18 protein-coding genes are annotated in these 26,496 nt (G+C 38.9%); 3 read left to right on the top strand and 15 right to left on the bottom strand.

What is annotated here, in order from left to right:
• Nucleotides 1-133: 133 nt before the first annotated feature.
• The 10 genes from Q0954_RS09410 to Q0954_RS09365 all read right to left on the bottom strand — a co-directional run bounded on the left by Q0954_RS09410 (nt 134) and on the right by Q0954_RS09365 (nt 17,490).
• Nucleotides 134-1,234, bottom strand: coding sequence for an FKBP-type peptidyl-prolyl cis-trans isomerase (locus Q0954_RS09410; protein WP_299456160.1), 1,101 nt, complete (start codon nt 1,232-1,234; stop codon nt 134-136).
• Between the two features lie 55 nt (nt 1,235-1,289).
• Nucleotides 1,290-2,144 carry an SDR family oxidoreductase gene (locus tag Q0954_RS09405; RefSeq protein WP_299456158.1) on the bottom strand — a complete coding sequence of 285 codons (855 nt, stop codon included), beginning with the start codon at nt 2,142-2,144 and terminating at the stop codon, nt 1,290-1,292.
• Nucleotides 2,145-2,314: 170 nt separating this feature from the next.
• Entirely contained in the window at nt 2,315-3,871 is a 1,557-nt protein-coding gene (locus tag Q0954_RS09400) for a glycosyltransferase family 39 protein (protein ID WP_299456156.1), read from the bottom strand.
• A gap of 1,235 nt (nt 3,872-5,106) precedes the next feature.
• Entirely contained in the window at nt 5,107-6,261 is a 1,155-nt protein-coding gene (locus Q0954_RS09395) for an AraC family transcriptional regulator (RefSeq protein ID WP_299456162.1), read from the bottom strand.
• A 54-nt stretch (nt 6,262-6,315) separates the two neighbouring features.
• Nucleotides 6,316-7,200: a hypothetical protein gene (locus Q0954_RS09390; RefSeq protein ID WP_299456154.1), complete on the bottom strand. Its 885-nt coding sequence runs from the start codon at nt 7,198-7,200 to the stop codon at nt 6,316-6,318.
• A 52-nt stretch (nt 7,201-7,252) separates the two neighbouring features.
• Nucleotides 7,253-12,673 (bottom strand): AAA family ATPase, encoded by a 5,421-nt coding sequence (locus Q0954_RS09385; RefSeq protein ID WP_299456153.1) that lies wholly within the window; start codon nt 12,671-12,673, stop codon nt 7,253-7,255.
• Between the two features lie 210 nt (nt 12,674-12,883).
• Complete coding sequence (locus Q0954_RS09380) at nt 12,884-13,942, bottom strand: OmpA family protein (protein WP_299456152.1); 1,059 nt, start codon at nt 13,940-13,942, stop codon at nt 12,884-12,886.
• A 224-nt stretch (nt 13,943-14,166) separates the two neighbouring features.
• Complete coding sequence (locus Q0954_RS09375) at nt 14,167-15,255, bottom strand: mechanosensitive ion channel family protein (RefSeq protein WP_299456151.1); 1,089 nt, start codon at nt 15,253-15,255, stop codon at nt 14,167-14,169.
• A gap of 114 nt (nt 15,256-15,369) precedes the next feature.
• Nucleotides 15,370-15,789: a hypothetical protein gene (locus Q0954_RS09370; protein ID WP_299456149.1), complete on the bottom strand. Its 420-nt coding sequence runs from the start codon at nt 15,787-15,789 to the stop codon at nt 15,370-15,372.
• Nucleotides 15,790-16,053: 264 nt separating this feature from the next.
• Nucleotides 16,054-17,490 carry an amidohydrolase family protein gene (locus tag Q0954_RS09365; RefSeq protein WP_299456148.1) on the bottom strand — a complete coding sequence of 479 codons (1,437 nt, stop codon included), beginning with the start codon at nt 17,488-17,490 and terminating at the stop codon, nt 16,054-16,056.
• Nucleotides 17,491-17,744: 254 nt separating this feature from the next.
• Between Q0954_RS09365 and Q0954_RS09360 the strand changes: the two genes are divergently transcribed.
• Nucleotides 17,745-19,232: a tetratricopeptide repeat protein gene (locus Q0954_RS09360; RefSeq protein ID WP_299456147.1), complete on the top strand. Its 1,488-nt coding sequence runs from the start codon at nt 17,745-17,747 to the stop codon at nt 19,230-19,232.
• Nucleotides 19,233-19,234: 2 nt separating this feature from the next.
• Here Q0954_RS09360 and Q0954_RS09355 read toward each other — a convergent pair whose 3' ends face one another.
• From Q0954_RS09355 to Q0954_RS09340, 4 genes are all read right to left on the bottom strand, one after another.
• On the bottom strand, nt 19,235-20,278 hold the full coding sequence (locus Q0954_RS09355; RefSeq protein ID WP_299456145.1) for a hypothetical protein: 1,044 nt from the start codon (nt 20,276-20,278) through the stop codon (nt 19,235-19,237).
• A complete protein-coding gene (locus Q0954_RS09350) occupies nt 20,275-20,496 on the bottom strand; it encodes a hypothetical protein (RefSeq protein WP_299456143.1) in 222 nt (73 codons plus the stop codon). The genes Q0954_RS09355 and Q0954_RS09350 overlap by 4 nt, the downstream gene beginning before the upstream one ends.
• 13 nt (nt 20,497-20,509) lie before the next feature.
• The gene (locus tag Q0954_RS09345; RefSeq protein WP_299456141.1) at nt 20,510-21,355 is read right to left on the bottom strand and encodes a hypothetical protein; all 846 of its coding nucleotides are present in this window, start codon (nt 21,353-21,355) and stop codon (nt 20,510-20,512) included.
• A gap of 209 nt (nt 21,356-21,564) precedes the next feature.
• Nucleotides 21,565-22,593 (bottom strand): hypothetical protein, encoded by a 1,029-nt coding sequence (locus tag Q0954_RS09340; RefSeq protein WP_299456139.1) that lies wholly within the window; start codon nt 22,591-22,593, stop codon nt 21,565-21,567.
• Between the two features lie 77 nt (nt 22,594-22,670).
• Here Q0954_RS09340 and Q0954_RS09335 point away from each other — a divergent pair, with 77 nt between their 5' ends.
• A complete protein-coding gene (locus Q0954_RS09335) occupies nt 22,671-23,918 on the top strand; it encodes an S-adenosylmethionine:tRNA ribosyltransferase-isomerase (RefSeq protein ID WP_299456137.1) in 1,248 nt (415 codons plus the stop codon).
• 31 nt (nt 23,919-23,949) lie between these two features.
• The gene (locus tag Q0954_RS09330; protein ID WP_299456135.1) at nt 23,950-24,495 is read left to right on the top strand and encodes a 2OG-Fe(II) oxygenase; all 546 of its coding nucleotides are present in this window, start codon (nt 23,950-23,952) and stop codon (nt 24,493-24,495) included.
• 331 nt (nt 24,496-24,826) lie between these two features.
• Here the strand turns inward: Q0954_RS09330 and Q0954_RS09325 are convergent, their stop codons facing one another.
• Complete coding sequence (locus tag Q0954_RS09325; protein ID WP_299456134.1) at nt 24,827-26,479, bottom strand: DUF4139 domain-containing protein; 1,653 nt, start codon at nt 26,477-26,479, stop codon at nt 24,827-24,829.
• Nucleotides 26,480-26,496 lie beyond the last annotated feature (17 nt).

Here is a 26,496-nt window from a genome sequence, read left to right as displayed (position 1 = left end):
TTTTGGCTAACGCTTCCCGCTAATGGGCGCGTAGTGGACTTGAACCACCAAGTGATATTGCATGCCAGGCACACAAGCACCTCAAGACAAGCGTTTGCTTGTCTTGAGTGTGTTGTTATAAGGAAAACTAAAATTACCTTCTGTCTTTTTTTCGTCGGTTGCCCTTATTTTTATTAAAGTGTTTGTTAATCATTTTTTGCTGCTTTTTAGTAAGCCCCACTCCATTTTGTTTATTGATAAGGTCAGCTTGTTTTTTGGTTAAAGTTACCCTACGTCTTGCATTGGGGTCAGCTCCTTTTTTCTTCTTTTTGGTAGCGGCATCCTTCGAACGGTGTATAATCTGTTTACGCGATTTGATCGCCAGAAACTCTATGTCAAACTTAAGGATGGTATGAGGAGGAATACCATAAAACCCATTTTCGCCATAACATAAATAAGAGGGCATAATAAAATGTCCTTTGGTGCCTTCACGCATCAATAACAGTACTTGATCAAACCCTGGTATCACGTATTTATGCCCCACCGGAAAGTCAAACACCCTACCATCCATCTTAGAAGTACGCCACACTTTACCATCCAAAAACATGGTTTTATATTTTAACATGACCACATCGCCCTTTACAGGAAAGTCGCCTTTGCCTTCTTTAGTAAAATAATAATATACCCCAGCGTAGGTTTTTTTGAGGGCTTTAGGAAACTTTTTACCCTTGAGGTAAGCACTGATAATTTTTTCATCTTTTTGTCTCTGCTGAAAAACCTTGGCTTCTTTATCGTGTAGCACCTCTTCGTGTGGTTGTACGTTCAACACCTTGATTACATACTTGATGTAGTCGTTGGGTTTTAAAAACTTAGGTCGCTTGCGCTTAATGGTTCTAAACAGAAAATCGGCCGACATACGGAAGGTAGCACTATCGCCAGTAGACAGCTTTAGCAGCATTTCGGTCATATACCCTCGGTCAGCGTATTTATATTCTTCGGTAGAAATTTCTTTAATGGCGGGTCTGTGAGGGTAGGTGGTTCTTATCAACGAGTCTTTGTCGGTATATACCCATACATGAAAAGTGACAAACTGGTTGATAATTACTTTTTTGGTTTTGCCGGCACTTTGTTTATGAATCTTATAATGAATGTTAAACTCTTCGGGAAGTACTTTGTATCCAGAAGGAATGCTTTGCCCAAATCCAAAAGTAATACCCACCAAAGTTAACATTATACTTAAAGTAACTTGCTTCATTATGTCAGGTGTCTTATTTATAAATTACACTTTATTACATTAATATTTATACGTCTTATAGGTTATAACGAAACTCAAGGGGATTGGGATATTCAAACTTATAATTTAAAGTTTCTATTATTTTTGTTCCATCAATAATCTTAAAATCAGGCGAACCCTCTGTGTATTCAGGTGCTTCCAGTCCAAACATTTCAATGTTTTGGGTGTATACTTCACGACGAGTAGGATGTTCGGGAGTTACAACGTTAAAAACTTCTCCCCAGGCATTTTGTTGTATCACTTGCGTGATCATGCGTACCAGGTCTACCGGATGTATATAGTTTACGGGCACACCTCCAGTGGTAATGCCTTTTTTTCCTGCAACATATTTCCCTGGCACCCGATCCTCTCCTATCAGTCCCCCTGGTCTCAAAATGGTTACATTTTTAGCTTCCAACCCTTTGATCATCTGTTCAGCTTTGAGCAAAGCACGGTTTACGTACAAACCTCGCACCCCATCTACCGAACCATCGGTATTGCCTAAAGGCTCGGTCTCGTCTACCATCCGGTTTACATTAGGGTATACCGATGTAGAACTTACATAAATGATATTTTTTAAAGGCGCTTGTCCAATGAATGGCTCTAGGGTTTTGATTTGAGCAGGATGAAAATCTTCTCCTTGTGTACGCACTCCAGGCGGAATATTAATTACAAGGGTCTCTGTATCCAAAAACTGATCTATTTTGTCTGCTTCCAAGTCAGGCGTAAGTTTTACCAAAAATGCCTCAACGCCTTTTTGATGGAGCAAATCAAGTTTAGAGGTTTGGGTAGTAGAGCCTTTTACCTGGTAACCCTGTGCAATGAGGTGCTCAGCCAGAGGTAAACCCAGCCAGCCACAGCCTAGTATACTTACTGTCGTTTGTTGTTTCATTGTATTTTGATTGATTATGCTTAAAGTTACATAACATTACAGCTTTAACACAAAATTGTTAAAATTAGCTCTACTGATTTATGTAAGGAATATCTCCTAAAGCTAAAAACACCCCAATACATGAAGTATGAAGGGTGAAAAGTTATGCTGTAAGCAACCCAAGTGACTGATTAACTAAATACGTATTTCCTCCATTTTTGCCAATACGTGCCCAAGGGTTGCTTGGGTCTTCGACATAGCAATATGGGAATATTGTGTTCTTCGTCTATAGCATAGGGGTGTTCAAAAGTTTGTATCAGGATGACTTCTTCAAACAATTCACGCATATCTTTGGGCGAAAGCCCCACTGTAATGGCAAGCTGGGCATTTGGATTGCCTGCCCCCCATAAGTAAAAACTACCATGCACTGATATAGCAGGAGGCAACCCATACTCTTTGCCCAAATAATGAAGTGCGCCTGCTTCTCCATAGTTTTCGCCCCAAATCAAACAGTGTGCTTGTTCGGCTTTACTAAGCTTGGAATAAGCACCTGCTACTACTTGTACTTGCTCGCGCCAACCAAACATGTCTGCATAATCATTGGTCAGGTTTTGTACCCTGCCATTGGGCAATGGGGTAATAGGGTTGATATTGAGTGTCTGAGTATATTTAATGAATTGATCTATTGTTAGAAAAGGGGTGCCATAAGGCATGACTACCACACCAAAAGCAAAGATAGTCAATACCAACATCGGGCGAACAATACGCTTTGCCTTGATGTTTTCTATTTGCCGGGCAATAAACACTGCTCCACCTGCAAACATCAAAGGATAAACACCATTGAAATAATAAGCTTGTCCTTGGGCAAGCATAAACAAACCCAAAGTGGCAAGGTACGCTCCACCTAACCAACGTAAATGTTTTTGTTGCAAAAAATACCATAAACCCAACAACCATACTGGAGCAGTAATGTATTGGTGCATGCGGAGTTGAGCCAATAGAAAATCGCCAGTAGTCACTCCCTGAAGTTGTTTTTTATACAAACCCTTGAAATGATCCATTACGGGAAAATCATGTTGGTATTGCCAAAAAATATTGGGTAATACAATGACACCCGCACCCCCCAAAGCTGCCCAAGCCCACGGGCTCGTAATGAGCTTACGGTGGTTGGAAACAAACATTGCCAACACAATGCCCCCTGCACAAAACAGCATATTGTATTTAGTAAGCATGCCTATGCCTGCCGCTACCCCCATCCATACCAAATAACGGGGTTGATGGCTGAGTAAATAATGGAGTAAAAAATAATATACCAATAACCAGCATAACTGGTCGAATACCACAGGCTGAAACAGGGTGTGGTGACGGTAAAAAGCTGGGCTGGCAAGTATGCATACAACGGCAAGCACTTGGGCAAATAAGCTCCCCCCCAGTTTTCGCACAAATTGTACAGTAAGCCATAACGTACATAAACCAGCCAGTGCTGTAAGGATACGTATGGTAAGCAAACTATCACCGCCTATAGTGCGAGCCAATCTACCAAGCCAGGCGGTTACTGGTGGTACTTCCATGTAGCCAAAGCTTAGATGGTGGCCTTGTACAAGGTAGAGCAACTCATCGCGGTGAAACCCATATTGATTGCCTGCCCAAAGGTGAATAAAAAGTTTAACAGCAAAGAGGGCTATTAACACCCACCACCAAGCATTTTTAGGAGATTGATCAAAGGTTGTTTTAAGGTTGTTTTTCATGGGTATACATAAATTAAATCAAGTACCCAAAGGTAGGCGTTGTAAAAATAAAATACTTGTTTAAGGCTCAGAAAGGCATTTTTGCCCACAGGCAAGTACATTTTGGAGGGTTTCTAAAGTAAAAAAACACGTTCTCACAGACAACGTGTTTAGTGTAGGTTTTCAATTAGTCGGTTTTGTAGCTCTTTTTAATATAAGCTAACACATAAACTGATCAACGATTTAGTTTAGATAATACAGCCCTGTAGTCAAGGCTGTTTTGCCTGATGGAATTTATTCTTCCTCAAATATTTTGGGTAATTACAAATGGTCAATCGGTATTGGTGTATTGACCTGGTGTTCATAGTGTTTTCAATTTTGTTAGTATTCGTAGTTCATTCAATTTGTTGGTTTAAAACAAGCCACCATCAACGATAAGTGACTTGTTTTTGCTTATTGTTTAGTTTTTTTCACAGTGCATCATAGTTACAAAATTGATTTTAATAATTGATAGTTATAGTATTTGATTAGTGTTTCATTTGATAGACAAACCCACCTTAAAAAAGGAGTAGGCTTGTCTGTTTTTTTAGGTATTCATAGTGTAAGTTCTTTCAAAAAAGTCAGGTTTTGCAGACTTGGTTATTAATTGTTCACAGTGTTTGATTAGTGTTTCATTGAATAGACAAACCCACCTTAAAAAAGGAGTAGGCTTGTCTGTTTTTTTAGGTATTCATAGTGTAAGTTCTTTCAAAAAAGTCAGGTTTTGCAGACTTGGTTATTAATTGTTCACAGTGTTTGATTAGTGTTTCATTGAATAGACAAACCCACCTTAAAAAAGGAGTAGGCTTGTCTGTTTTTTTAGGTATTCATAGTGTAAGTTCTTTCAAAAAAGTCAGGTTTTGCAGACTTGGTTATTAATTGTTCACAGTGTTTGATTAGTGTTTCATTTGATAGACAAACCCACCTTAAAAAAGGAGTAGGCTTGTCTGTTTTTTTAGGTATTCATAGTGTAAGTTCTTTCAAAAAAGTCAGGTTTTGCAGACTTGGTTATTAATTGTTCACAGTGTTTAATTAGTGTTTCATTGAATAGACAAACCCACCTTAAAAAAGGAGTAGGCTTGTCTGTTTTTTTTCAATGCTTTAAGTGTTCATAATGTTATTGTTGGTATTCATAGGTAAGACCAACCAAACCTAAAAAGGGAGTAGAAAATGGCACAAAAAAGCCTTTTCTTTTGTAAGTGCCTGATAAACAGGATCTATTTAGATGTATTTTTTCTGTAGACTGATGGGGTGGTGTGGGTAATCTTTTTGAAAACATTATTAAATGCCGACTTTGAATTATAACCTACCCTAGTGGCTATTTCTTCTATAGTCAAGTGGTTTAATGCTGGGTTGCTCAACAATTCCTTGGCTTCTTGCACACGGTAATCGGCCAAAAAGCCAAAAAAGTTTTTATGGAGTTGTTCATTCAATACTTGCGAAATGCTATGGCTGGGTACGGCTAGTTTTTTTGCCAATTGCGGCAAAGAAATCAAGTTATCACGGTATAGTTTTTCATTTTGCATAAGTTGAGTCAATTGAGTAAGAATGATTTCTTTTTCCGATTCACTCAATCCCGATTTAGCGTATTTTGGGGCATTGTTTTGCTTTCTTCTTCTAAATACTTCGGGATGCTGCATCAACATAAAACTCATATAGTAAATGATTACTGCACTGAGCGCAGCGCTGGTATAGTCTTGCAAATCGCGTAGCACAAAAAAAGTGCGGTATGCCCAATGTATATAGCTAAACGCAGACAAAATAAAGAGGGTACGAACCCAACGTAAACGTTTGTTTGGCAAGGGTTTAAAAAAAGAGAGTTGATGTTGTTTGGTATATTGTATGATAAAACGAATGATGAGATAATAATACACTCCATTGAATAAAATAGAGACGGTATTAATGTGAGCTTTGATACCCAATGGGTCGGTAGTCCATATAGTTGTAGAGTGTATGTGGGGCAAATCAGGATGGTAAGCATACAAAAATGCATTGTATTTATAGGCAGCTGACTGTATAAAAAATAAGGTGCAGTATAAGATATAAAACAAAAATGGGATAAAATGTAAATACCATTTTTGAGGGGTGCTTTGGTTTAAATAGGTTCTGAGATAGAGCCACAACAATGGGGCGTATACAAAGTTAAAAGGTTCGGACACGTCATAGTAGTGTAATGTATAAATGATGTATCCGCTGTAGCACAAAAAAATCTCGAGTAAAGTAGCTGCATTTGCCAGCAGGTTAAACGCCAAAAAACGATTGGAGGGCTCTAGGCGAGGCTGCCCAAAAAGGCATTGTAAAGCAAGAAACAGGGCTTGTATAACTCCTAAAAATATAAGTACAGCAAAAACATCCAAGTGAGGCGCAATCATAGCCAAATATAGGTGATGCTTTAAAAGATTGCAAGTTGTAAACAGGTAGACTAATTACTGCCAAATCGTGCCATCAGCAAAAAATATTTTTTGTGGATTCCACACCACTTGAGGTTTAGGCAAGTCTTTTAGCTTTTTGTATACCTGAGACAATACAGGGTAACGGACTTCGTATTTCCATTGGATTGCTTGAGCTGCGTCAACCTCTTGGTTACACTCTATCAACACACTCGTCACCAAGTCTATATTGTTATCCAGCACATCTACTTTTCCAGTCAAAGCCTTCATTTTTTTCGAGGTGGTGTTTTTAAGTTCAAAAGTATACAATACATAAGCATAAGACTCCGTTTTCTTTGCTACTTTTTTTTCTATCAATGTTACTTTCAATGCCTTTCTGGTTTTTTCAGCTACTTTGACAGGCATTCCAAGGTTTTCTTCCTCCAGGTTATTCGAGAACTCTCGCCTTTTTTCTGACTCACTTTTTTTATTGGCCTCCATTTCTCTCAAAATCTTATCCTGTTCACGGGCAAAGTTTTCGTCTAGTTTCTTAAACTCTTTTCTCTTGTTATGTAACGAAGAATCAGCGGCTGATATAGCCAAGGCATTACCCAGTACTTCATCATACTCAGCACGTTCTAAACGACTAAATATCACCTGAAAGGGTTTTATTTTTTTTCTTTTGGTGGTCTTGGCAGCAAGCAGCAAATCGGCATAAGTTTCTGAACCAATTTGTTGATCTATAATTTTGTTGTATAGTATGTATACCGACAATAGTTTTAAGTCCTCTTTGCTTGCTTGTTTGGTTTTCTCTATGGCAAGCAAGTCGGCCTCTAGGTTTTTTTCATTGTATGTACTTTGCAACGATGCTTTGTGTTCACAACCTGTAAACCAAAGAGTTATACATAGTAAATACACAGGTAATAGTTGTTTCGCTTTCATCAGGGGTTTTATTAATCATCGGGCTTTCAAACTCCCCTCATTACTACTAGTATTATGCCAACATATCTGGGGTAATGCGAAATCCAATCAGCAATATATCATCTGTTTGAGAATGTAAATCTCCTATCCAATTATCCAAGGTTTCTTCCAGTATTTGCTGTTGCTCTTCCATTGGTTTTTGGTGAATAGAAAACAATAATTGCTTGAAGGTTCGTTTCATAAATTTTTTAGGGTATTCGTCTGGTCCTCCAAGCTGGTCTTGGTAGCCATCAGAGTGAATGTAGACAGTGGTGGGCTTATCTAAGGGAAATACGACAGTATTGAATTCTCGTTTTTCTATTCTGCGCCAAACGCCACCTATAGGCATAATGTTTCCTTTTATTTCGGTAAGCTCATTGTCCTGAATAATATGCAAAGGGTTTTTAGCTCCGGCAAACTTCAACACCTTATTTTGTTTGTCAATAACACAAATGGTCATATCCATTCCATCCCGATTGTCAGTTTCACGTTGTCTGAGCGCAGTCAATATACCCAAATGCAACGAACTAAGAATGGCTCCAGGATCGGTAATTTTTTTTGTGTACACAACTTGGTTCAATATGCCATGTCCCAACATACTCATAAACGCCCCTGGTACTCCGTGGCCGGTACAGTCAATGGCTGCAATAATCACTTGTCCGTTTTTTTCGCCGTACCAATAAAAATCACCTGATACAATATCACGGGGGCGGTACATTAGAAAAAGCTCAGGCAGTTGTTTTTTAATGTGTTTTACTTTAGGCAACATAGACTCTTGTATTCTCAGTGCATAATTGATGCTTGCAGTTACATCTTTGTTGTGTTTTTGCAACTGTTGATACATGTCTTTAAGTATTTCTGACTGTACAGACATTTCACGATTTTTGCTTCTAAGTTGTTCTGTCCGTTCCTTGACTTTCTCTTCCAGGTTTTCATAAAGCAATGCATTCTCTAAAGATACATTTATTTGTGACGACAGTACCCCTAGTATCTCTAACCGTTCAGGAGTAAATGCACCAATGGCAAGGTTGTTTTCCAGATAAAATATAAGGCTTACTCGTTCTTTTCTTAATATAGGGTAACATAACAATGACTTAGGGCGATGCTTGCGTATATAAGTATCTTTTCGCAAGAGTTTTTCTTCATTGGCGTTGGCTATTACCATATCCGACCTTAGGCGATGCACATAATTAATCAAAGAAATGGGCACCTCAGTACTCTGCTCCAAAGGAGTACTGAGAGCAGTTACTTGTATGTCGCCAAAGTCTGGTCTGCCTATTTGTACCGCCATTTCACCTTTCATTCTTACCACCAAACTTTCCTGATTGTTTTCAATGATATATACTTTTTGTGCTCCTGCACTTTCGGCCACTATCTTAATCATTTGCTCAAGCAATGCTTCCAGGTGTACCTCTTTCATCAGTGCCGTTGACGATTTTAAGATAGTATGAAGGTCTAAAGTACCTCCATTGGTAGAGCTTCTGAACGTAGTATATTGGTTTTCTTTGACTACCTTCTCCTGGGTAGAGAGTGAATGCTTGTTTTTCTTCCTTGATAAAAAGTAGGGGAATATCTCCCCCAATTGCCTTACTTTGGCTTTAGCACCCCAGGCTTTATATAGTTGGTATGCTTGCTGAATATGAAGCTTAGCATAGCTGTCTTTCTTATGGGCAAGCCAAAACTGAGCAATACGCTCATGGGCAATGGCTTCAAGGTAAAGAAACTCGGTACGATGTGCTTCAGCAATGGCTTGTTCATACAAATCTACTGCCTTAAAGTCTTGATGATCTACTTGGTAAGTTTTTTCTGCCAGCACTAACAAATACCGAGCATTAAAATTCATAGGTGCGTTTATTGCCCATTTTTCTAGTTGTATCAATGCTTTATTGATAATAACTAAGTCTTGCTGTTGCTGTTGAATGCTTTGTTTGGAATATACAGCCAATAGGTGTAATGCCACATAATATACCCCCTCCACCAGGTTGATAAGGGTAGGCACACTTTGAAAAAACAGGTCGTAGTGTTTAGCAAGTGTGGCTCCTTGTTCGAAATGCCCAAAGATGTATAGATTCCTTGCTTTGGCAGTATAAAACTGAGCTACACCGTTGGTACTACACTCAGATAAAAATTTTTTTTCATTAAACCCAGCGTCATCAAACGATTGAGTAGATTGGGTTTCGCCCAACAATTGTTTAAGTGGTTGAAAAATGGTAGGAATTACATTGAGTTGATAAGTATACGGATTTATTTTTTTGAGCACAGGCAACAGTTTATCATGTTCATTTTTCACCTCCTCCAGGTGAGTACCTGTGAGCAGCAACTCTTGCAACAAAGAAAACATAGCATAAGCTGTCACCATATTGTTGCCCCCTTCCAACCCATACTGTATGGCTTTTTGCTGGTACTTCAGGTTTTTTCTTTGATGAGATACCCAATGCAAAATACTCGAACCAAACACATAATGTGCAGTAGCTTGTTGTCCTTGATGATCAATTTTATCTGAGATTTTTAAAGCTAGTCGCCCTATTTTATATCCCTTTAGACTGTCTTTTAAGTAAATGATGCAATAAATACCAAAGACAATAAAAGCGTAGGAAGACTGTTTATTATTCCCTTTTTGTAAAGTAATATTTGTGAGTCTTAGTCCTGCCCAAATACTAAAAGCTGTTTCCCCTAGTATATAATTAATATTGCCTAAAGTTTCGAAAATGCTGAGCAACAAGTCGTCTTTTTCTGACTGAATCAAAGGACGATTTATAATAATGTCTTCTCTCAGGTGTTGGTAGTGATTGTTTACCTCCTGATATTCTTTTTCCAAAAAAACCTCAGACTCATCCGTCGTTTTAGGATAACGTACTCCTAATAAATCCAAGGCTTTCAGTATTTCACTTTGCGCTTTTTCCACTTCCCCTTCAGTAAGTAACAAACGAGACAAAACATAATGCACCCTGGTCTTGTCAAGTTGGGTTAAGGGCTGTGCCAACAATTGACTATACACCTGACGAACCGTGTCAAAATCACCTGTAAGATAAGTACATTCAGCATATTGGGTATATAAACTAAAAGCAAAGCCATAGTTATCCCATACTTTGACATCAAGTAGTTGCATAACTGTAGTATAGTAGCCCAAAGCCGACTCATAAGCGTTGGTTTTATGGGCTTTTTCGGCTGCTTGCTTGTTCAAGTTTGCCACTAACACTTGCTGATTCTCTTGCTTTACCAGACGCAATGCTTTATTGAAGTGGTTGACCAAAGAAAATATATACGCAGGGTTATTTTGATGCTTTGTATACAGTAACTGTGCTATTTGCCAATGGGTGTTTTCCCGTTCCTCAAGGGTTTGTAAATTGTAAGTGGCTTGCTCTATACGATCGTGCGCAAATTTGAATTGAGTATGCTTTTCGTTGTTGCTTTTTTCTGTCGATTCGCCCTGAAACTGTTGATAGTTTTCGTCTAGTGGGTAAATATACCCTGCAGTAACTGCCAACCATAGCGCCTTAAACACGTGCACCGAAGAAGACTGTTGTACCAGGCTAATCATTTGCAAGCTAAAAGTACTGCCCAAGCAAGCGGCTACTTGAAGTACTTGACAGGTACTTACAGGCAAGGTGTTGATCTTTTGGGTCATCAATGTTACCACATTATCGGTAATATTCTGCTCTTTTATTTTTGATATGTCCCACTCCCACACTTGTTTTTTAAAACTAAATGTAAGCAACAGCTCTTCATACAATGATTTTAAAAACTGGTTGACAAAAAAAGCATTGCCTTGGGTTTTTATAAAAATGAGTTCCGCCAGTTGATATAATTGCTGGACATCGTCAAAGTATAAAGAATCTTTTAACAACTCTTCTATGTGTTGTTGTGTAAGATTTTGTAGAGCTAACTCATGAATAACCGCTTCATTGGCTTGTTTTAAGTTGTGCAGTGTAATATTAAACGGATGGGACTCGTGCACTTCATTGCTACGATAGGCACCTATTGCCAAAAAATACTGATTATCATTTTGGTTAAGCATGGTCTGCAAAAGTTGTAGCGAAGAGGCATCAGCCCATTGCAAGTCGTCGAGAAACAACACCAAAGGGTTTTCTTTACGCGAGATATCTTTGATAAAGGTTTGAACTACTCGCTGAAACCTGTTTTGCGCTTCTTGTCCATCAATGCGACTTACTGGTGGTTGTTGCCCAATAATTAGCTCCAAATCGGGCATCACATCTGTAAGTAAACGTCCATTGTTACCTACAGCATTTTGAATAGTTTTTTGCCAGCGTTTGAGCTCAATTGCAGGTAAAGTTACCAAATACTGAAACAAGGCATTAAACGCCTGAGTAATGGCAGAATAGGGCTTTTGCTGCTGAAACTGGTCATACTTTCCTTCAATAAAAAGACCGTTTTTCTGGGCAATGTCAGGATAAAGCTCATGGATAAGATTGGATTTACCTACCCCCGACTCTCCCGATACCAACAACAATTCATTGGCACCTTTTGCTACCCGGTCATAAGCTTGTATCAGTAGGTTTAACTCTTTTTTACGACCATATAGTTTTTCTGGTATTTGTAATATCCCTGAACGATCTTTTTGCGCTATGTTAAAACTTACTGAGGTGTTGGGTTGAGACTTTAAGTAGTAGGCTACTTCGGTAAGGTCGGCACGCAACCCATAGGCTGACTGGTAACGGTATTCTACATTTTTGGACAGTAGTTTTAATATGATTTGAGAAATGATGGGAGGAATAGAAGGTACTACTTCTTCGGGAGGAATAGGGGGTATTGCAAGGTGAGCATGTACCAGCTCTATTTTATCATTACTATTGAACGGTAAAGTACCTGTGAGCATTTCGTAAAACACGATGCCTAGAGAATATAAATCGGAGCGATGGTCTATCCGGCGGTTCATGCGTCCGGTTTGTTCTGGGGAAATGTAGGCTATAGTACCTTCCAGAGTTTGATTACCAATAAAAAAGGTTTGTCCAGACAATTCAGTTGCAAGCCCAAAATCTATAATAACAGGCTTTTGTGTTTTACCCAATATAATATTATTAGGGGTAATGTCACGGTGAATGACATGAAAGTGATGAATGCGCCCCACGATATGGGTAAGTTCAATCGCCGTATTGAGAAAGTCTATAATGTTGAACTGCTTTTTTTCTCTGATTATTTCGGCAAGTGTTGTACCTATAATGTGTTCTAAAAACAAAGCAGGCTTTTGGTCAATGCTGCCTTTTTTATATACCTTCCGCACTCCCTCTATATCATTTAACATAACCTCATGCTCATTGAGTGTTTGAGCAACCCTGTACTCATTATAAAACTGGGACAATTCTTCGGGGGTAGGATGTGGGTTCTTCAATACCTTGACTAATGTAGGAGAGGGAAATTCGCCTTGGGGAAGCTCATAAACTAAAACTTTTCGTCCTTCGAACAACAAGTTTAGTTGAGATGTGATTAGGTTCATAGGGGGTAGATAATTATATTTTTCAAAAAGTAGGATGGTTAATACGCTACTTATTTGATACGGTAAAATACTATTTTAGTTGGTAGAATACCTTGATGATTGTATCGTTTAAACACCTCTCATACTGAGGTTACCCTCCTATTTCAATAAAAAAACCTAACGAACGAATTCATTAGGTTTCTCATCTATATATTAGAATAGTTTAGTAATCTAATTCTTCTTAATAATTTTGGTAGTACGTTTGCCAAAAAACATCACCATATCTACCCTCCGGTTATTTTGCCGTCCTTTGGCAGTAGTATTGGTATCTATAGGGCGTTGTTCGCCATGACCTATACTAGTAATACGACTGGCATTAATGCCTTTATTTATAAAGTATTGCCTTACTGAGGCAGCACGGTTTTTTGACAATATCAGGTTGCTTTGGTCTTTGCCCACATTATCGGTGTGCCCTTCTAAGTGAATATTAGATTTAGGATACTTTTTAAGCAATCGGACTACCTCGTCTAGTATAGGGAACGATACAGTTTTAATCTCTGCTTTTGAAAAAGCAAATAAAACCTTACTGGCTTTTTTTAGAATTTCTTCTTCTTCTTTTTTCAGAATTTCGGGACAACCTTTGTTCTTTTTAGGCCCAGGCTTATCAGGGCACAGATCATCTTCATCAATAATACCATCTCCATCACGGTCTTTCTTTTTGGCTGGGGGGCAACCTTTTAATTTTTTTATCCCAGGCTTATCAGGGCACTTATCCACAATATTTGGTATACCATCGCCATCTGCATCAGGTAAGCAACCAAACTCATCTACATCAATAGGAATGGTAAAGTTTTCTATTTTTCCATTAATGGTAACTTTTGCCTCATATATAGATGGGCGCTTAATTAAGCTATCCAAGTCTCTGATTTTGCTGAGGATCGTACTTTTTGTTGGATTGGTTGTTTCATCGGCTTTACGCATTCGTTTGAGCCAACGACTTTTTTTGATAAGCAACTTACGTCGGCGTATCTCAAAGTTTTTTCTTACATTTCTAAACACCACCACTACTTTTTTGCCTTTGACAGTTACTGCTTGCGCCAACTCATAATTTTCAATAAGTTCGGGAGTGGTTGGGCACTTGTCACGCACATTGGGCACACCATCATAGTCGCTGTCTACAGTATATACTGGCGATACATACTGGGCAGATGATGGCAACGCAAAAAAGACTAAAATAAGCAAGCTTATGGTTTTGGTAAATCGGGGGAGTATTTGTGTGTTAAACTTCATTATTTTTTAATAGATAAATAACATTTAAAGTAGTAGTCGATATTTTGGGTATTATTGGATAAAGGTACAACTTAATAATAAAACGTTTAAATATAGAAACTGGTCTAAAGTCTACAAATATTTAAAGTCATTGCCTCAAGTGCCGACAATAATCACCATTTGACATTATCAAGAAAAAACTTGGTAACAATCAGGTACAACTGCTCAACGTATCCATTATTCGATTAGTTGCTTCGTTTCCACTCTACAGTCTGAGTAGGAAACGCAATCTCGATGCCTTCCTTATCAAAAGCCTGTTTTATTTTCATGTTAATAGAGTCTTGCACCTTTCTCCGCAAGGGGGGAATGTTGCACGCTACATCGCAAGCAATATAAAGATCCAATGAAAAGTCATTGAAATTAATAAACTCTATTTCATAGGTGTTTTTGACTACCCTTTTGGTTTGATTAAGTGATTCTTCTACTAGTTTTTTTGCTGTAATAATCTGCCGATCGGTCATACTATACGTCAAGCCAATGATAAAAATAAGGCGAGTAACCTTATAACGATTGTAGTTTTTGATAGATGTTTCGGTAATCAAGTGATTAGGCATCGTAACGTAGTAACCTTCATAAGTTTTAAGCCGGATAGACCTCAGTCCTATTTCTTCTATAGTACCTTCAAAGTCGTTAATTGATACATAGTCGCCTAGCTTAAAAGGGCGGTCGGTAATGATGCTCACTCCGCCAAATATATTTTTTAAGACCTCTTGTGCTGCCAATGCCACTGCCAACCCACCAATGCCCAAGCTTGCTACCAATGAGGTTACATTATAACCAAAGTTGTTGACAATGATAATGGCTGTAACTAAAATTAAAGTAAAACGAATAATTTTCCGCGAAAGCGGCAACACATGGTCATACAGCTCATTTTTGTCTTCTAAAGAAGATGATCGCTTGTAACTAGCCAAGACCTTGTCTACCAACCGGATAACAAACCAAGCAACTGCTATAGTAAAAAAACTGTTGGTAGTATGGGTAAAAAAATTATATACTTTAGAAGGAAGGTGTAATTGATGATACCCAAAATAAAACCCTATAACCACCACCACTGCTACCAAGGGTTCCTCAATAAGGTCTACAATCATATCGTCTATGGTAGACTTGGTTTTGGCAGTCACTCTACGGGCATATTTTTTAAGAAAAAAGTATAACAACCTGCCCAATAAAATACCTCCAATAAGGTAAGCCAAGAATATAGCATATTGTAACACTGAGCTACCTAAAAAACGGCTATTGATAATTTTATCAAATGTTGAGTTTAAGATCATCATGTCTGAATCTTAGGAATCATAAGCGTTCAAAAGATTGATTAGTTGTAGGTAATAATAAAGAAGAAAAGCACCAAAGTAATGTTCACACAAACTTTACTCCAGTGCCTTTATTTTTTAAGCCGAGGTCTCGGTATTAGTCGCTTGTGTTGCTGATGGAGGAGTATTGGCTACTCGTTCCATTCTAAACCCATAACTATTAGGGAAATAACCAATCTTAAAGGTTTGCTCTTCATTGTTGACCATTATCTTAAACAGGATGTAGTGATCCTGAATAGGCAATAATTTACCTATTTCTTGCTCACGTCCATTGGTAAGCTCAGCCCTGGTTTGTATGCCCATGCGTACCTCTTTAATACGGGCTTCGTGGGCTTTTTTTCCTTCAGCATAAGCCACTGCTTCTTCCCAGGTTACAGTGTCGTTGGTAAGTTTAGGTGGATTTTGTTCAAGCTCAACAAGCTCCTGTTTCATTTTATCTATTTGGTCTTTAAAAGTTATAAACTCTCTGACCTTGGTAGCTACAGTTTGATAATCCATGTGTAAAGTAAGTTTTAGGTGTATTGTTATAAGTAACTAAGTAGCAGCAAGTCTTAGATAATCGGTGTAATTAGCTATAAGTCCTTAGATACCGATGCATATCGGTGCTACAAGTAAGTATAACTTTCTCATAGGATGACAGTTATACTTACCCATTAGTCATATTTAATTTTGACTTGTTACTTAAAAACCATTAAATATAAGTTATTCAGTCACAACTCATTTTGGTAGTTCGTTACCAATACTTATTGCCTACATAGCAATTTATTTACCATAGTAAATAGGCTTCCCTGCCGACTTCAGCAATTTTTTGTTTTGGTAAGCAACCTCGCCATTGACAATCACAGTATCTATGCCTTCTGAAAACTGGTTAGGATTTGCTACACTGGCTTTTCCCCGAATCGTTTTAGGGTCAAATACGGTTACATCGGCTATGTTGCCATCTTTCAACACTGCCCTATCATTCATAGAAGGGCGCATCAAACGTCCAGGTAAGGTAGTCACTTTGTCGAGCACCTTTTCGAGACTCATGCCTATGTCCATGCCATGACGAACAGCCGTAGCAAAACAACCTGCTCCTCTGGGATGATTATTGGCTCTGGGTGCACTTTGTATGCCTCCATCAGAACCTATCATGCAAAAATCGGTTTGCAACGCCAGGTTAATCGTTTTCTCAAAAGGCATGGTACCTTCGGGCACCGCCACCAATACTCCATGACGTTTGCGGTACAGCGGAAAAGTTTGTGCAGTAATCTTTTTACCCGTCCCTACTACCGTCAAATCAGTGTAAGTCATGCCAAAACGCTTACGCCAACCTGGGGCAAAACGCTTAGATACAATATAGGTTGCCCAATAACTGTAAGGGTATACACAACAGGTGATTTCCAGCCCCATGTTGTTCGCATTTTGGATAAGCTCTAAAGCTTTAGCCATGTTAAATGTGCCTCCGGTAGAGTGCAGGTGGTCTATGTGTACACGTGCACCGCCAGATTCTTTAGCCAGCCGAATGGCTTCTTTCACCCCTTCCAACTCACGTTTTTCGTCTGAATAACGCAAATGTAAAAAGAGTGGGCGGTCATATTTTTTGGCAAGTTTGGCATACTGCAATACTTCGGCATAAGTAGTGTCTGGTTGGTACTCCATACTGTGTGCTACTGCCAAAGCTCCTTGTTCTAGTCCTTGCTCTACATAACGGTAACGCTGTGCCAATGAATACTTTAGGCGCAAACGCATCACGAAAATACTCACCCCAAAATTGGTATAGTGAGGCAAACGGTCAAACGTATTATGAAAACTTTTGGGAAACATAGCCCCCCCATGCATTTGCAATACCGTGGTTACCCCATCGCTTACTTTGTATTTTTCGAACAAGCGGTAAGTCTGACGTGGGTTGCTGGCGTTATCTCCCAAAATATCGATAAATCCAGGGCTTACAATTTTTCCTGAGGCGTTGATTACCTTGCGGGCTTCTAATGGAGTAGGGCTTAGCTTAATTTTGCCCGCTTGGGTAATGCCTACTTCCAGCGATTTAAGGGTTCCTTCGGTAAATACCCTACCACCTTTGATGACCATTTTGTATTGGTCACTTAAATCTTTTCCTACCAAAATTGAAGGGCTAAAGATAGCCGCAGTACCAGCAATGGCAATTTTTTTGAGTGCCGACCTTCGATTGTCTGCTTTGTGTTCTTTATTCTCTTCCACTTTATTACTTTTTTAAGCTCCAAGCATCAAGCTTCAGGCGGCAAGTTTAGGTAATTATACTTTATACATATATAAATACTTGAATCTTGTCGCTCATCACTTGTTGCTTTTGATTATACCACTCAAATTAACCAAATTATTTGTAATTTTTTAAAAAAAGTCTAAACTTACCATAAGTGAAAAAAATCTGCCTTTGCATATTGGCAGACGATAGTGACACTTGAATAATAGAATTAATAGCAGATAAACATATAATGACACGAACCTCTCTCCAAGCATACAAAGGAGCCTGGGCTTTTGTGATTTGGCTGGTAATGGGCAATGTTGGGCTCTTATATGCTCAACAAGACTCTGTTGCTATCTGGCAAGAACAATTGGCAAAAGCTACCTCTGAAGAAGATAAGATAGAAGTTTTACAAAACCTGGTGTTTTACTTATCGCTGGACGACCCCGAAGCAGCCGCAAAGTACGCCAATGAAGAGTATACTATTGCCAAAAAACTCAAGGATGAAGAGTATATTGCACATAGTCTCAATGATTTGGGCGATTTACAAAAAAATCAAAGTAATTATAAAAAAGCCCTTGAGTATTACCTGCAAGCCCTTAAATATTACCAAAGTGCTAAATCGAGCAAAGGGGTGGCTTATACCATGAATGCCATTGGCTTGATTTATTATTATCAGGGAGAATATGGCAAAGCACTAAAAAACTTTCAGGAAGCACACGTCATTTACAAAGAAATGAATAGTGGACCAGGTATAGACGAAACCTTGCGCTACCTGGGAGCAGTATACTACGCCCAAGCAGACTACGACCTTGCCCTTGAACACTACCTTAAAGCCCTGAAACACAACGAACAACGCAACGATAAGGGGAGTCTACAACTTGCGCTCAATAATGTGGGTATTGTATATAAAAAACTTAAGAAAAATGACAAAGCCCTGATTTACTTCAAACAATCATTAAAAGTAAGCCAAGAAAGTAAAAATGAAGACGGGATAGCTCAGGCGCTCAATAATATAGGTGCCATTTATGATGATGCCAAAGCATTTGAAAAAGCGTTGGATTATTATGGACGAGCTCTCAAAATTTTTCAGGAAAGCGACGACAAAAACAGTGAAGCTATTGCATTAAACAACATTGGTATTGTGCACAAAAATCTTAAAAATTATGATAAATCACTGGATTATCACGCACAATCGCTGAAGATAAAGGCAGAGATTGGAGATAAAAAAGGAGAAGCCGCTTCACTCAATAGCATTGGGCAAACCTACCTAAGTAGAGGGAATGTAAAGCAAGCCTTGGTCTATTTACGCAGAGGATTACGCATTGCCACCGAAATAGGGGTGAAAGAATTTGAAAAGGAAGCTTATGAGTACACTGCTAAAGCTTATGCCCAAAGTGAAAACTACCAAAGAGCTTATGAATATCACCAAAGGTACGCCAGCATCAAAGACTCGTTGTTTAGCTCCGAAAGTTTTGCCCAAATATCGTCTCTACAGAACAAATTTAAAACTGAGCAAAACGAGAAAAAACTACAGCTTGCCAGCAAAGACAAGCTCATCGAGCAAATGACTAAAAAACGAAACCTGTGGCGTAATATAGGTATCGCTGTTTCAGTAGCATTCATTGGGTTATTGGGTTGGATATTGTTCAGGTGGAGGCAGGCAAAAAAACAAGCAGCAACAGTGATAGACCTTGGTACATCAAGCTCGACAAAAAAAGAAGAAGAGACTGTTTGATATTACCTTATTTCCAATATTTCCTTGTCTATTTTTAGCTGAAGTTCGATCTTTTCTTTATAAAAATTGAACTTGCCTTGAGTAAGTTTGCTTGCCAACCCAGCAAGTGAGTCGTCTTTGTGTGGGGTACTCCAGCTAAAAACACTGGCATATACATTCAACAAACTATCAGTAAACACAGGAGAAAACTTTAAAAGCGAGTAAGGCCGCCTCATTCGACAAGATAACATAGCCCTTAAAACCCTTAATTGATGAATGGTTTGTTGATCATCTTGCCCACTGTCTATGTCTGCTTGTATTTGTCTGCACAAATCTTGTATGGTTATTTGCAGGTATTGCAACCCCGTATAAGCAAAGGTATTAGTACCTGTGCCACCTCCTTGTACTTCCCAATACTCGTCCCAAAACAATTTCTTGAAAAGTTCTTCACCTCTGCCAGACGATAAAGCAAGCCCCAATACAATACCTCCGTTACAATCGGTAGAAGTAACTGTACTACCCGATTCATAAAGCCGTTCTACCAGTTCGTCGCGCTTGGCAACATCGGTTACTTTGCACACCAAGGCAGGTACAAATTCGTCAAATAAGTTTTTGCCAATGCAAGCTTCAATTGCTTTCAGAATTACCCCTTGGTGGGCACTTAAGTCAAAATGTAGTAAACCTATGCAAGCCGCCTGATGTATAGAATAGTCAGTTTTTTTATGATGAAAATGACGCCAAAGAATTGCTTCGGCTTGAGGGTGCTCTAGCCAAGTAATGCAATCCAATACCTCTTCAGTAATGCCTTTTTTCAATAACAATTGATCATCAAAACAATGCTTTACTAATGCATTAGCCATTGCCTTATTGCCTCGTCTTTTAATTGCGTAAAGCAAATCAGTGTACTTATAATTGTCAGGTTGTTTCAAAAACAAATCAAGCAGTACTTGTAAGTCTTCTTGTGAACCTAGTTGATCAATGGCTTTTACATAAGACGAAATAATACTATTTTGGGGGTGTCCAGAGATTTTTAGGTAAGTAATCAGACGTCGGGTTTGTGTGATCATAATTTACCCACAATTTTTTGCACTTGTACCAAGCTGATGTTAGCAAGTTGGGCTATTTCGCTCAAGGTAAACTTGCCAGATTTGATCAAACCAAGCACTATTTCTGTTGTCTTCTCTTTTCTTCCTTTCTCAACACCTTGTGCCAATCCTTCTTCTTTACCTTTTTTTACTCCTTTTAGATAAAAAGCATCTTTTTCAATATCATAAGTCAATGCCATATCACCATAAGGTTTATTTATTTTGATTAGCAATTTTTTGCACTTGTACCAAGCTGATGTTAACAAGTTGGGCTATTTCGCTCAAGGTAAGCTTGCCAGATTTGATCAAACCAAGCACTATTTCTGTTGTTTTCTCTTTTCTTCCTTTCTCAACGCCTTGTGCCAATCCTTCTTTCTTGCCTTCTTCTCTACCTTCTTTTACTCCTTTTTGGTAAAAAGCGTCTCTTTCAATATCATAAGTCAATGCCATAGAATTTAGTGTTTTTTGGGTTTCAATTGTTAAATTTCTTAATCGGGCAAGGGTGGTCAGTTGCCTGATATATTTTTGTAACGTACCAGGATCATTAATTAGTTTAGTAAGTTTTGAAATTATTTGTTTCAAAACTACCAAAGCATCTACCTGCTGAAAGTCGCCTAGTACTGCAAGCAGCATTTCTTCGGGTATGCTTGAATCAAGCCATTGCTCATAGCTTACTTGCTGCAAGTCAATCAGCTTAAAACCAGTAAAAACTTCTTGTGGTTGCAAACTAGTACGCATTTTGGGCGGCTTGCTCCCTACATAAATCACAAACTGACGTACAGGCAACTGGTACTTTTGTCGCAACATAGCAAAATATAGCTGCATTCGTTCTATCATCCCTTGTTCGTCGGTAGTTTGAAACTCCAGTTGAATGATCATTTTTTCGCCCTTTGACGTGGTTATTTTTCTCAAAAAATCAGCCTCTCGCTCCAATGTAGTCTGCAATTTATCTTTGAGTTCTTCGCTACTTACCACCTCTATACCCAAGTGCTTCTTGCTCAAAGACAAAAAATATTCGCCAATATTCTCTTTAAATATTTTGTCGTATTTGTTACTCATACAATCGCTTTTGATTGTTCAAAGCTAATTAAATTGTATTCGTTACGAGCATAAATTTAAACAAAATGTTTATTTTATTTTTTTCAAGTAAATCAGTTTTTTAGGTATGCATACTTTTTTGCTGTATTTGTTGGGTACCTTCTAAGGTAAAAGTATAACCTAAATACCCCAATTCAACAATTGGGGTCAATCTATCAAGGTAAATACACCTATGACTGGTTTAGCACAAACTGCTTGACATAGTCAGGGTGCAGCCGCAAGCGTCCACTCATCAACGGACTACTGGGCGAATCTTGCTCCATTTGTACAATGCCTTGATTGAGCAATACACTATCTTGCATCATAAAGTCAATGACCTCAAGGCGACGCTCGATATGATTGCCCGCCAGTAAAAATATAAACATCAAACCGTTGGGTATAATGCCTGGGTAATCGGAGTTGTAAGTATTACCAATGTCCAGTGGCGAAAATTTGTCTTTCAACATTTCCTCTAATTTGCCTGGTTGCAAATGGGGCAGCAACAACAAAATCAATAGCAATCGATCAGGTAGTGTGAGTTTATTGTTCTCAATAAAAGTTCCATAGACTGAGTTTTTAGCTACAGACTCAGGAACAGTCACTGCCAGTACATTTTGATTATTATAAAAGTCTTGCCACTGCAAATAAGACTTTCTCAATGGTATATTTGCCGTAATAAGTGCTTGTAGCTCAGGTGCCCAATCCTTTTTAGCCTTATTAAATTCTTCTTCGGTAAGGTCAGGGTGATACCCCGATGGAATGTTTGTATCTGATAGTTTTACCCAGCCTTGTAAACCTTGTTGGTTAGTGCCCTGCACTATTAAATTTTGATCAATCAAGTAAGCAGTGTCTTGGTTGGGCACCCAAACTTGCGCCCAATCGTTATCAGCATCAAGCGCAATAAGGTGTACCGTGGCGGCTACTTTAAGCACCGCAAAGTACTCTTTTTTATCCTGAGGTACTTTTATAAGATCTTCCTTATTTTCTTGATAAACAGGAATGACTACTTCTTTAACAGGCGCTTGTAAATGAACCACTGGGTGCTCTACCTTAAATAAACGGTCGCCTTCAGGGGTTTTTACCTGAAAACGTACAGGAACATAACTCACTTGCTGAGTTTTGCCTCCCTGTAAAAAATCATAACGTGCCTGAATAATCTGGGCTAACCATTGAATATCCTGCTCAAGGTTTTGAAGATGGGATGGATGAGGTGTTTTCATAAATTTATTGGCGTGGGTTATACACAAAAATATCATTTTTTACCCTAATTTTGAAGCCTAAAAACTGTTTTTTGATTATGAGCCATCAGAACATTGATAACTTACCCCCGATTTATTTAACCGATTATAATTATGCATTACCAGAAGAGCGCATTGCCAAAACTCCTTTAGCCCAACGCGATCAATCTAAGCTTTTGGTATACCAATCGGGCAATATTCAGCATCAGCATTTTTATGATTTGCCACAGCACTTGCCCGCCGATACTATGTTGGTGTTTAACAATACCAAAGTAATTCCGGCAAGGTTGTATTTTCAAAAACCTACGGGTGCCTTGATTGAGGTATTCTTGCTAAAACCTGAAGCTCCTCACGAAATAGCTGCTGCTATGCATACAGGCAATGGATGCACTTGGCACTGTATGATTGGTAACAAAAGAAAATGGAACATAGGTTTGGTATTGGAGCAAACATTGCCCAATGGATTGGTGCTAAAGGCAGAGCTAATCGACTCCGAAAAACAGTGGGTAAGGTTTGAATGGAACAACCACCAGGTGAGTTTTGCCGAGGTATTGGCTACAATAGGCGAGTTACCCTTACCTCCTTACCTTAACCGCAAAGCTACCCAAAAAGATGCAGATCAGTATCAAACAGTGTATTCCAAGTTTGAAGGAGCAGTGGCGGCTCCTACTGCTGGCTTGCACTTTACCCCAGAGGTAATTAACGAGCTGCAAGGCAAGGGGGTGCAAACCGAGTTTTTGACTTTACACGTCAGTGCAGGCACTTTTCAGCCAGTAAAGGTTGAAAACGCAATAGAGCACGACATGCACTCTGAACAGTTGGTGATACATAAACAAAATATAGAAAACTTGCTCAACCACTCAGGCAATATAGTAGCGGTAGGTACAACCTCTATGCGGGTGCTTGAAAGTGTGTATTGGCTAGGGGTACGCTTACTTAAAGAAGGTTATGAATTATTGCCTGGGACTCCTTTTCAAATAGACAAGCTTCTGCCTTATCAATGGGAAAAGGTCTCTTTGCCTACCCGTCAAGAGGCTCTGCAGGCAATTTTAGATTATATGAACCGCCAGGAATTGGGCAAACTTTGGGGGGCTACCGAAATATTTATTTTTCCCCGATACGAGTTTAAAATGTGTAAAGGCCTGATTACCAATTATCACTTGCCCAAAACTACTTTAATTTTACTAGTGGCGGCTTTTGTGGGCAACGATTGGGAAAAAATATACAATGAAGCTTTAGCCAAAGATTATCGTTTCTTGAGCTATGGCGACTCGTCTTTGCTTTGGTATAACCAAGCAAACGAGTAAGTTATTTTTCACAACATTTAAACAATAAACAATGCAAGTAGATCAACTTCACGAAAAAGTATTTACCATCAGCGATGTGTTTACCCCAGAAGAATGTGAACACTACATTGACTTTACCGAAAAGGTGGGGTATGCACCAGCACCAGTAACCACGCCTTGGGGCCCCGAAATGATGCCCAATGTACGTAACAATGAGCGGGTAATGTTTGACGACAATAACCTGGCAGCAAGCCTTTGGCAGAAATTACAACCTTTGCTGCCCACTCGTTTGCAAGGTAAAAAAGCAGTAGGTTTAAACGAACGTTTTCGGTTTTATAAATACCGCCCAGGGCAAGAGTTTAAGGAGCACAAAGATGGGCACTTTAGACGTAATGCTCAGGAGGTCAGTTTATTGACTTTATTAATTTATTTGAATGAGGACTTTACAGGAGGAGACACGTTTTTTCGGAAAATGGATATAAACTTTGTCCCCAAACAAGGGACTGCCTTGATTTTTGAGCATAGAGTAATACACGCTGGCTTGCCTGTAATTGAGGGGGTAAAATATGTACTCAGGTCTGATGTAATGTATCAATAGTTTATAGCCCTGAAAAGGTTCTAGGTACACCTTGCTCCATAGGCAACTAACAAGTTCATAGTATACTCACTTTCAGTGGATTACGAATTTGTTAGTAAAAGTGTTCAGTCGCTGGTCGCTAGCTGTTGCGTAAACACAAGCATCTAACAATATCTTGAAAACCAATGGGTTGAAATTATTCTCCTATAGTTTTTTGCTTATTTTCCTATAAGTCTCAGATACCACTTTTATTGAGTGAAGTTATCTACTGCTTAACTAATTTAGACTAAAGGACATAAAAAACGGCAAGCTACTCTTGTAGCTTGCCGCTAAAACTTGCTACTTCCTTATTTTACCCTCCAAAACTAATTTGTTTACCCTTCGGGTATTTAATGCTATACTTGAGCAATACCTTGGCAGATTGCTTGGGTTGCAAGGTCAGTTTCCAGGTCACCTTACCTGTAGTTGGGTTTACTTTGGCGCCTTTGGCTTCTAGTAGTTCTACCGTTACCTTGTTGTTTTTAGATACCGGAATCTGCTCTTCTATCACCAACTCCACTTGTTCGTTTTTGGTGTTTCTCACCATAATCTCATAGCCATAGATTTGTTTTATTTTAGATCCAAAAAACTTTTTGCTGCTAAACTCCTTTACTTGCTTACGGTCAATAATAATTCGCTTATCACGCCCCAGCGAAATAGCCAGCGTATCTTTGGTATTATTGGCATTCAGGTAGGTTTCGCCTACAAAAGTTCCTTCAAAATAGATGTTGGCTTTGCCCGAAAGCAGGTTAAACTTCTCCCAATCGACCAAGCGTGCCATCAAAAATGCGTCTTTGTCCAGTTTAGGCACTGCGCTACGGTTGTAGATGGTTTTCAAAGTATGGCTTTTTACATCCACGAGTTGCGGCTTGCCATTAGACGGAATGCTATAAGGTATAGAAATGTCAAACTTGGTGGCAAAGGTAGACTCTACTACTTTGGTAAAATCTGCCACTGTAGTACTTACAGGTTTTCTTGAAAAACTCTTTTTGGCTGATAAAGCACTTTTTTTAGCGTATAATGCCTTTTTTTCAGCTTTTACAGCAGCTCTTCTACGCCTATATGCATCTCTCTTGTTATAATATACTTGCGCTTGATATATATTTACATACCAAGGGTTCAAATCTGGCTTATAACCACTTTGGCTGGGGTTGCCCGTTGAGAGGGTAATGTCTACATTTTTCCAGTCGATGCCCGTGTTCTGAAACACCTCTGCTTTGTAACTCAATTGAATAGGGCTTTTACTGTCTTTGGCGCGCAAGTCATAAATGGGTCTCCAGCCTGCATTCATTACAATATAGTTTAGCTCAAAATCACCATTGACTGCACTTTTTGCCGACACAGTCACCATTACCTCACTGGTGGGTTTGTTGGCATTTTTGTTTTCTACACGGAGTTGGTATTTAATTTTATTTTTTTGTTGGCGGTACTTGCGTAAAACCTTGTTGTGACGCAATACAGTAAAACGAATTTCAGACAAGCGTTTGCGATAAAAAGTAGCCATCTCGGCAAGTTCGGTTGCTGAAACACCTTTTTGCCCTCCAATTTTCTTATTGGCAAGAATCATCTTTTCTTCACTCATCAACACCTCTTTTTCAATGCCTACCCTGGCAATGCGGTCTTGGTAATACTCCAGCGAGTCTTCCAGCTGTTTGATGCGGCGAGCCTTACTAAAACTTTTTAGGTAATTGATGCGGTGCTTGACCGACATAATGGTGAGGTTGCCTTTGGCTGATACTTGTAAGCTTTGCTTGGCAAGTTTGGTAGACAAGCCTTCAAATACCAATAGGGTTTTGCCTGCTGACAAATATACACGAGCGGTATTGGTGACCTGAGCACGATTCAAAAACACCGTTACCTCCTTTATTTTAGATTTTACCGCCTTTTCTTTGTCATTTGCCCAACTGCTTACCGCTAGGCTAAAAATAAAAGCAAGGGTTAGTATTATTTTTTTTGAAATAGTCATTTTTTTGGTATTAAATT

Source organism: uncultured Microscilla sp., from assembly GCF_947493425.1.
Taxonomy (GTDB): Bacteria; Bacteroidota; Bacteroidia; order Cytophagales; family Microscillaceae; genus Microscilla.
This window is presented reverse-complemented; position numbering and strand designations above follow the sequence as displayed.

Excerpts from the sequence above, each read along its gene's own strand:
- Q0954_RS09410 (WP_299456160.1), bottom strand. The coding sequence starts at position 1,234 with ATGAAGCAAGTTACTTTAAGTATAATGTTAACTTTGGTGGGTATTACT.
- Q0954_RS09405 (WP_299456158.1), bottom strand. The coding sequence starts at position 2,144 with ATGAAACAACAAACGACAGTAAGTATACTAGGCTGTGGCTGGCTGGGT.
- Q0954_RS09400 (WP_299456156.1), bottom strand. The coding sequence starts at position 3,871 with ATGAAAAACAACCTTAAAACAACCTTTGATCAATCTCCTAAAAATGCT.
- Q0954_RS09395 (WP_299456162.1), bottom strand. The coding sequence starts at position 6,261 with ATGATTGCGCCTCACTTGGATGTTTTTGCTGTACTTATATTTTTAGGA.
- Q0954_RS09390 (WP_299456154.1), bottom strand. The coding sequence starts at position 7,200 with ATGAAAGCGAAACAACTATTACCTGTGTATTTACTATGTATAACTCTT.
- Q0954_RS09385 (WP_299456153.1), bottom strand. The coding sequence starts at position 12,673 with ATGAACCTAATCACATCTCAACTAAACTTGTTGTTCGAAGGACGAAAA.
- Q0954_RS09380 (WP_299456152.1), bottom strand. The coding sequence starts at position 13,942 with ATGAAGTTTAACACACAAATACTCCCCCGATTTACCAAAACCATAAGC.
- Q0954_RS09375 (WP_299456151.1), bottom strand. The coding sequence starts at position 15,255 with ATGATGATCTTAAACTCAACATTTGATAAAATTATCAATAGCCGTTTT.
- Q0954_RS09370 (WP_299456149.1), bottom strand. The coding sequence starts at position 15,789 with ATGGATTATCAAACTGTAGCTACCAAGGTCAGAGAGTTTATAACTTTT.
- Q0954_RS09360 (WP_299456147.1), top strand. The coding sequence starts at position 17,745 with ATGACACGAACCTCTCTCCAAGCATACAAAGGAGCCTGGGCTTTTGTG.
- Q0954_RS09355 (WP_299456145.1), bottom strand. The coding sequence starts at position 20,278 with ATGATCACACAAACCCGACGTCTGATTACTTACCTAAAAATCTCTGGA.
- Q0954_RS09350 (WP_299456143.1), bottom strand. The coding sequence starts at position 20,496 with ATGGCATTGACTTATGATATTGAAAAAGATGCTTTTTATCTAAAAGGA.
- Q0954_RS09345 (WP_299456141.1), bottom strand. The coding sequence starts at position 21,355 with ATGAGTAACAAATACGACAAAATATTTAAAGAGAATATTGGCGAATAT.
- Q0954_RS09340 (WP_299456139.1), bottom strand. The coding sequence starts at position 22,593 with ATGAAAACACCTCATCCATCCCATCTTCAAAACCTTGAGCAGGATATT.
- Q0954_RS09335 (WP_299456137.1), top strand. The coding sequence starts at position 22,671 with ATGAGCCATCAGAACATTGATAACTTACCCCCGATTTATTTAACCGAT.
- Q0954_RS09330 (WP_299456135.1), top strand. The coding sequence starts at position 23,950 with ATGCAAGTAGATCAACTTCACGAAAAAGTATTTACCATCAGCGATGTG.
- Q0954_RS09325 (WP_299456134.1), bottom strand. The coding sequence starts at position 26,479 with ATGACTATTTCAAAAAAAATAATACTAACCCTTGCTTTTATTTTTAGC.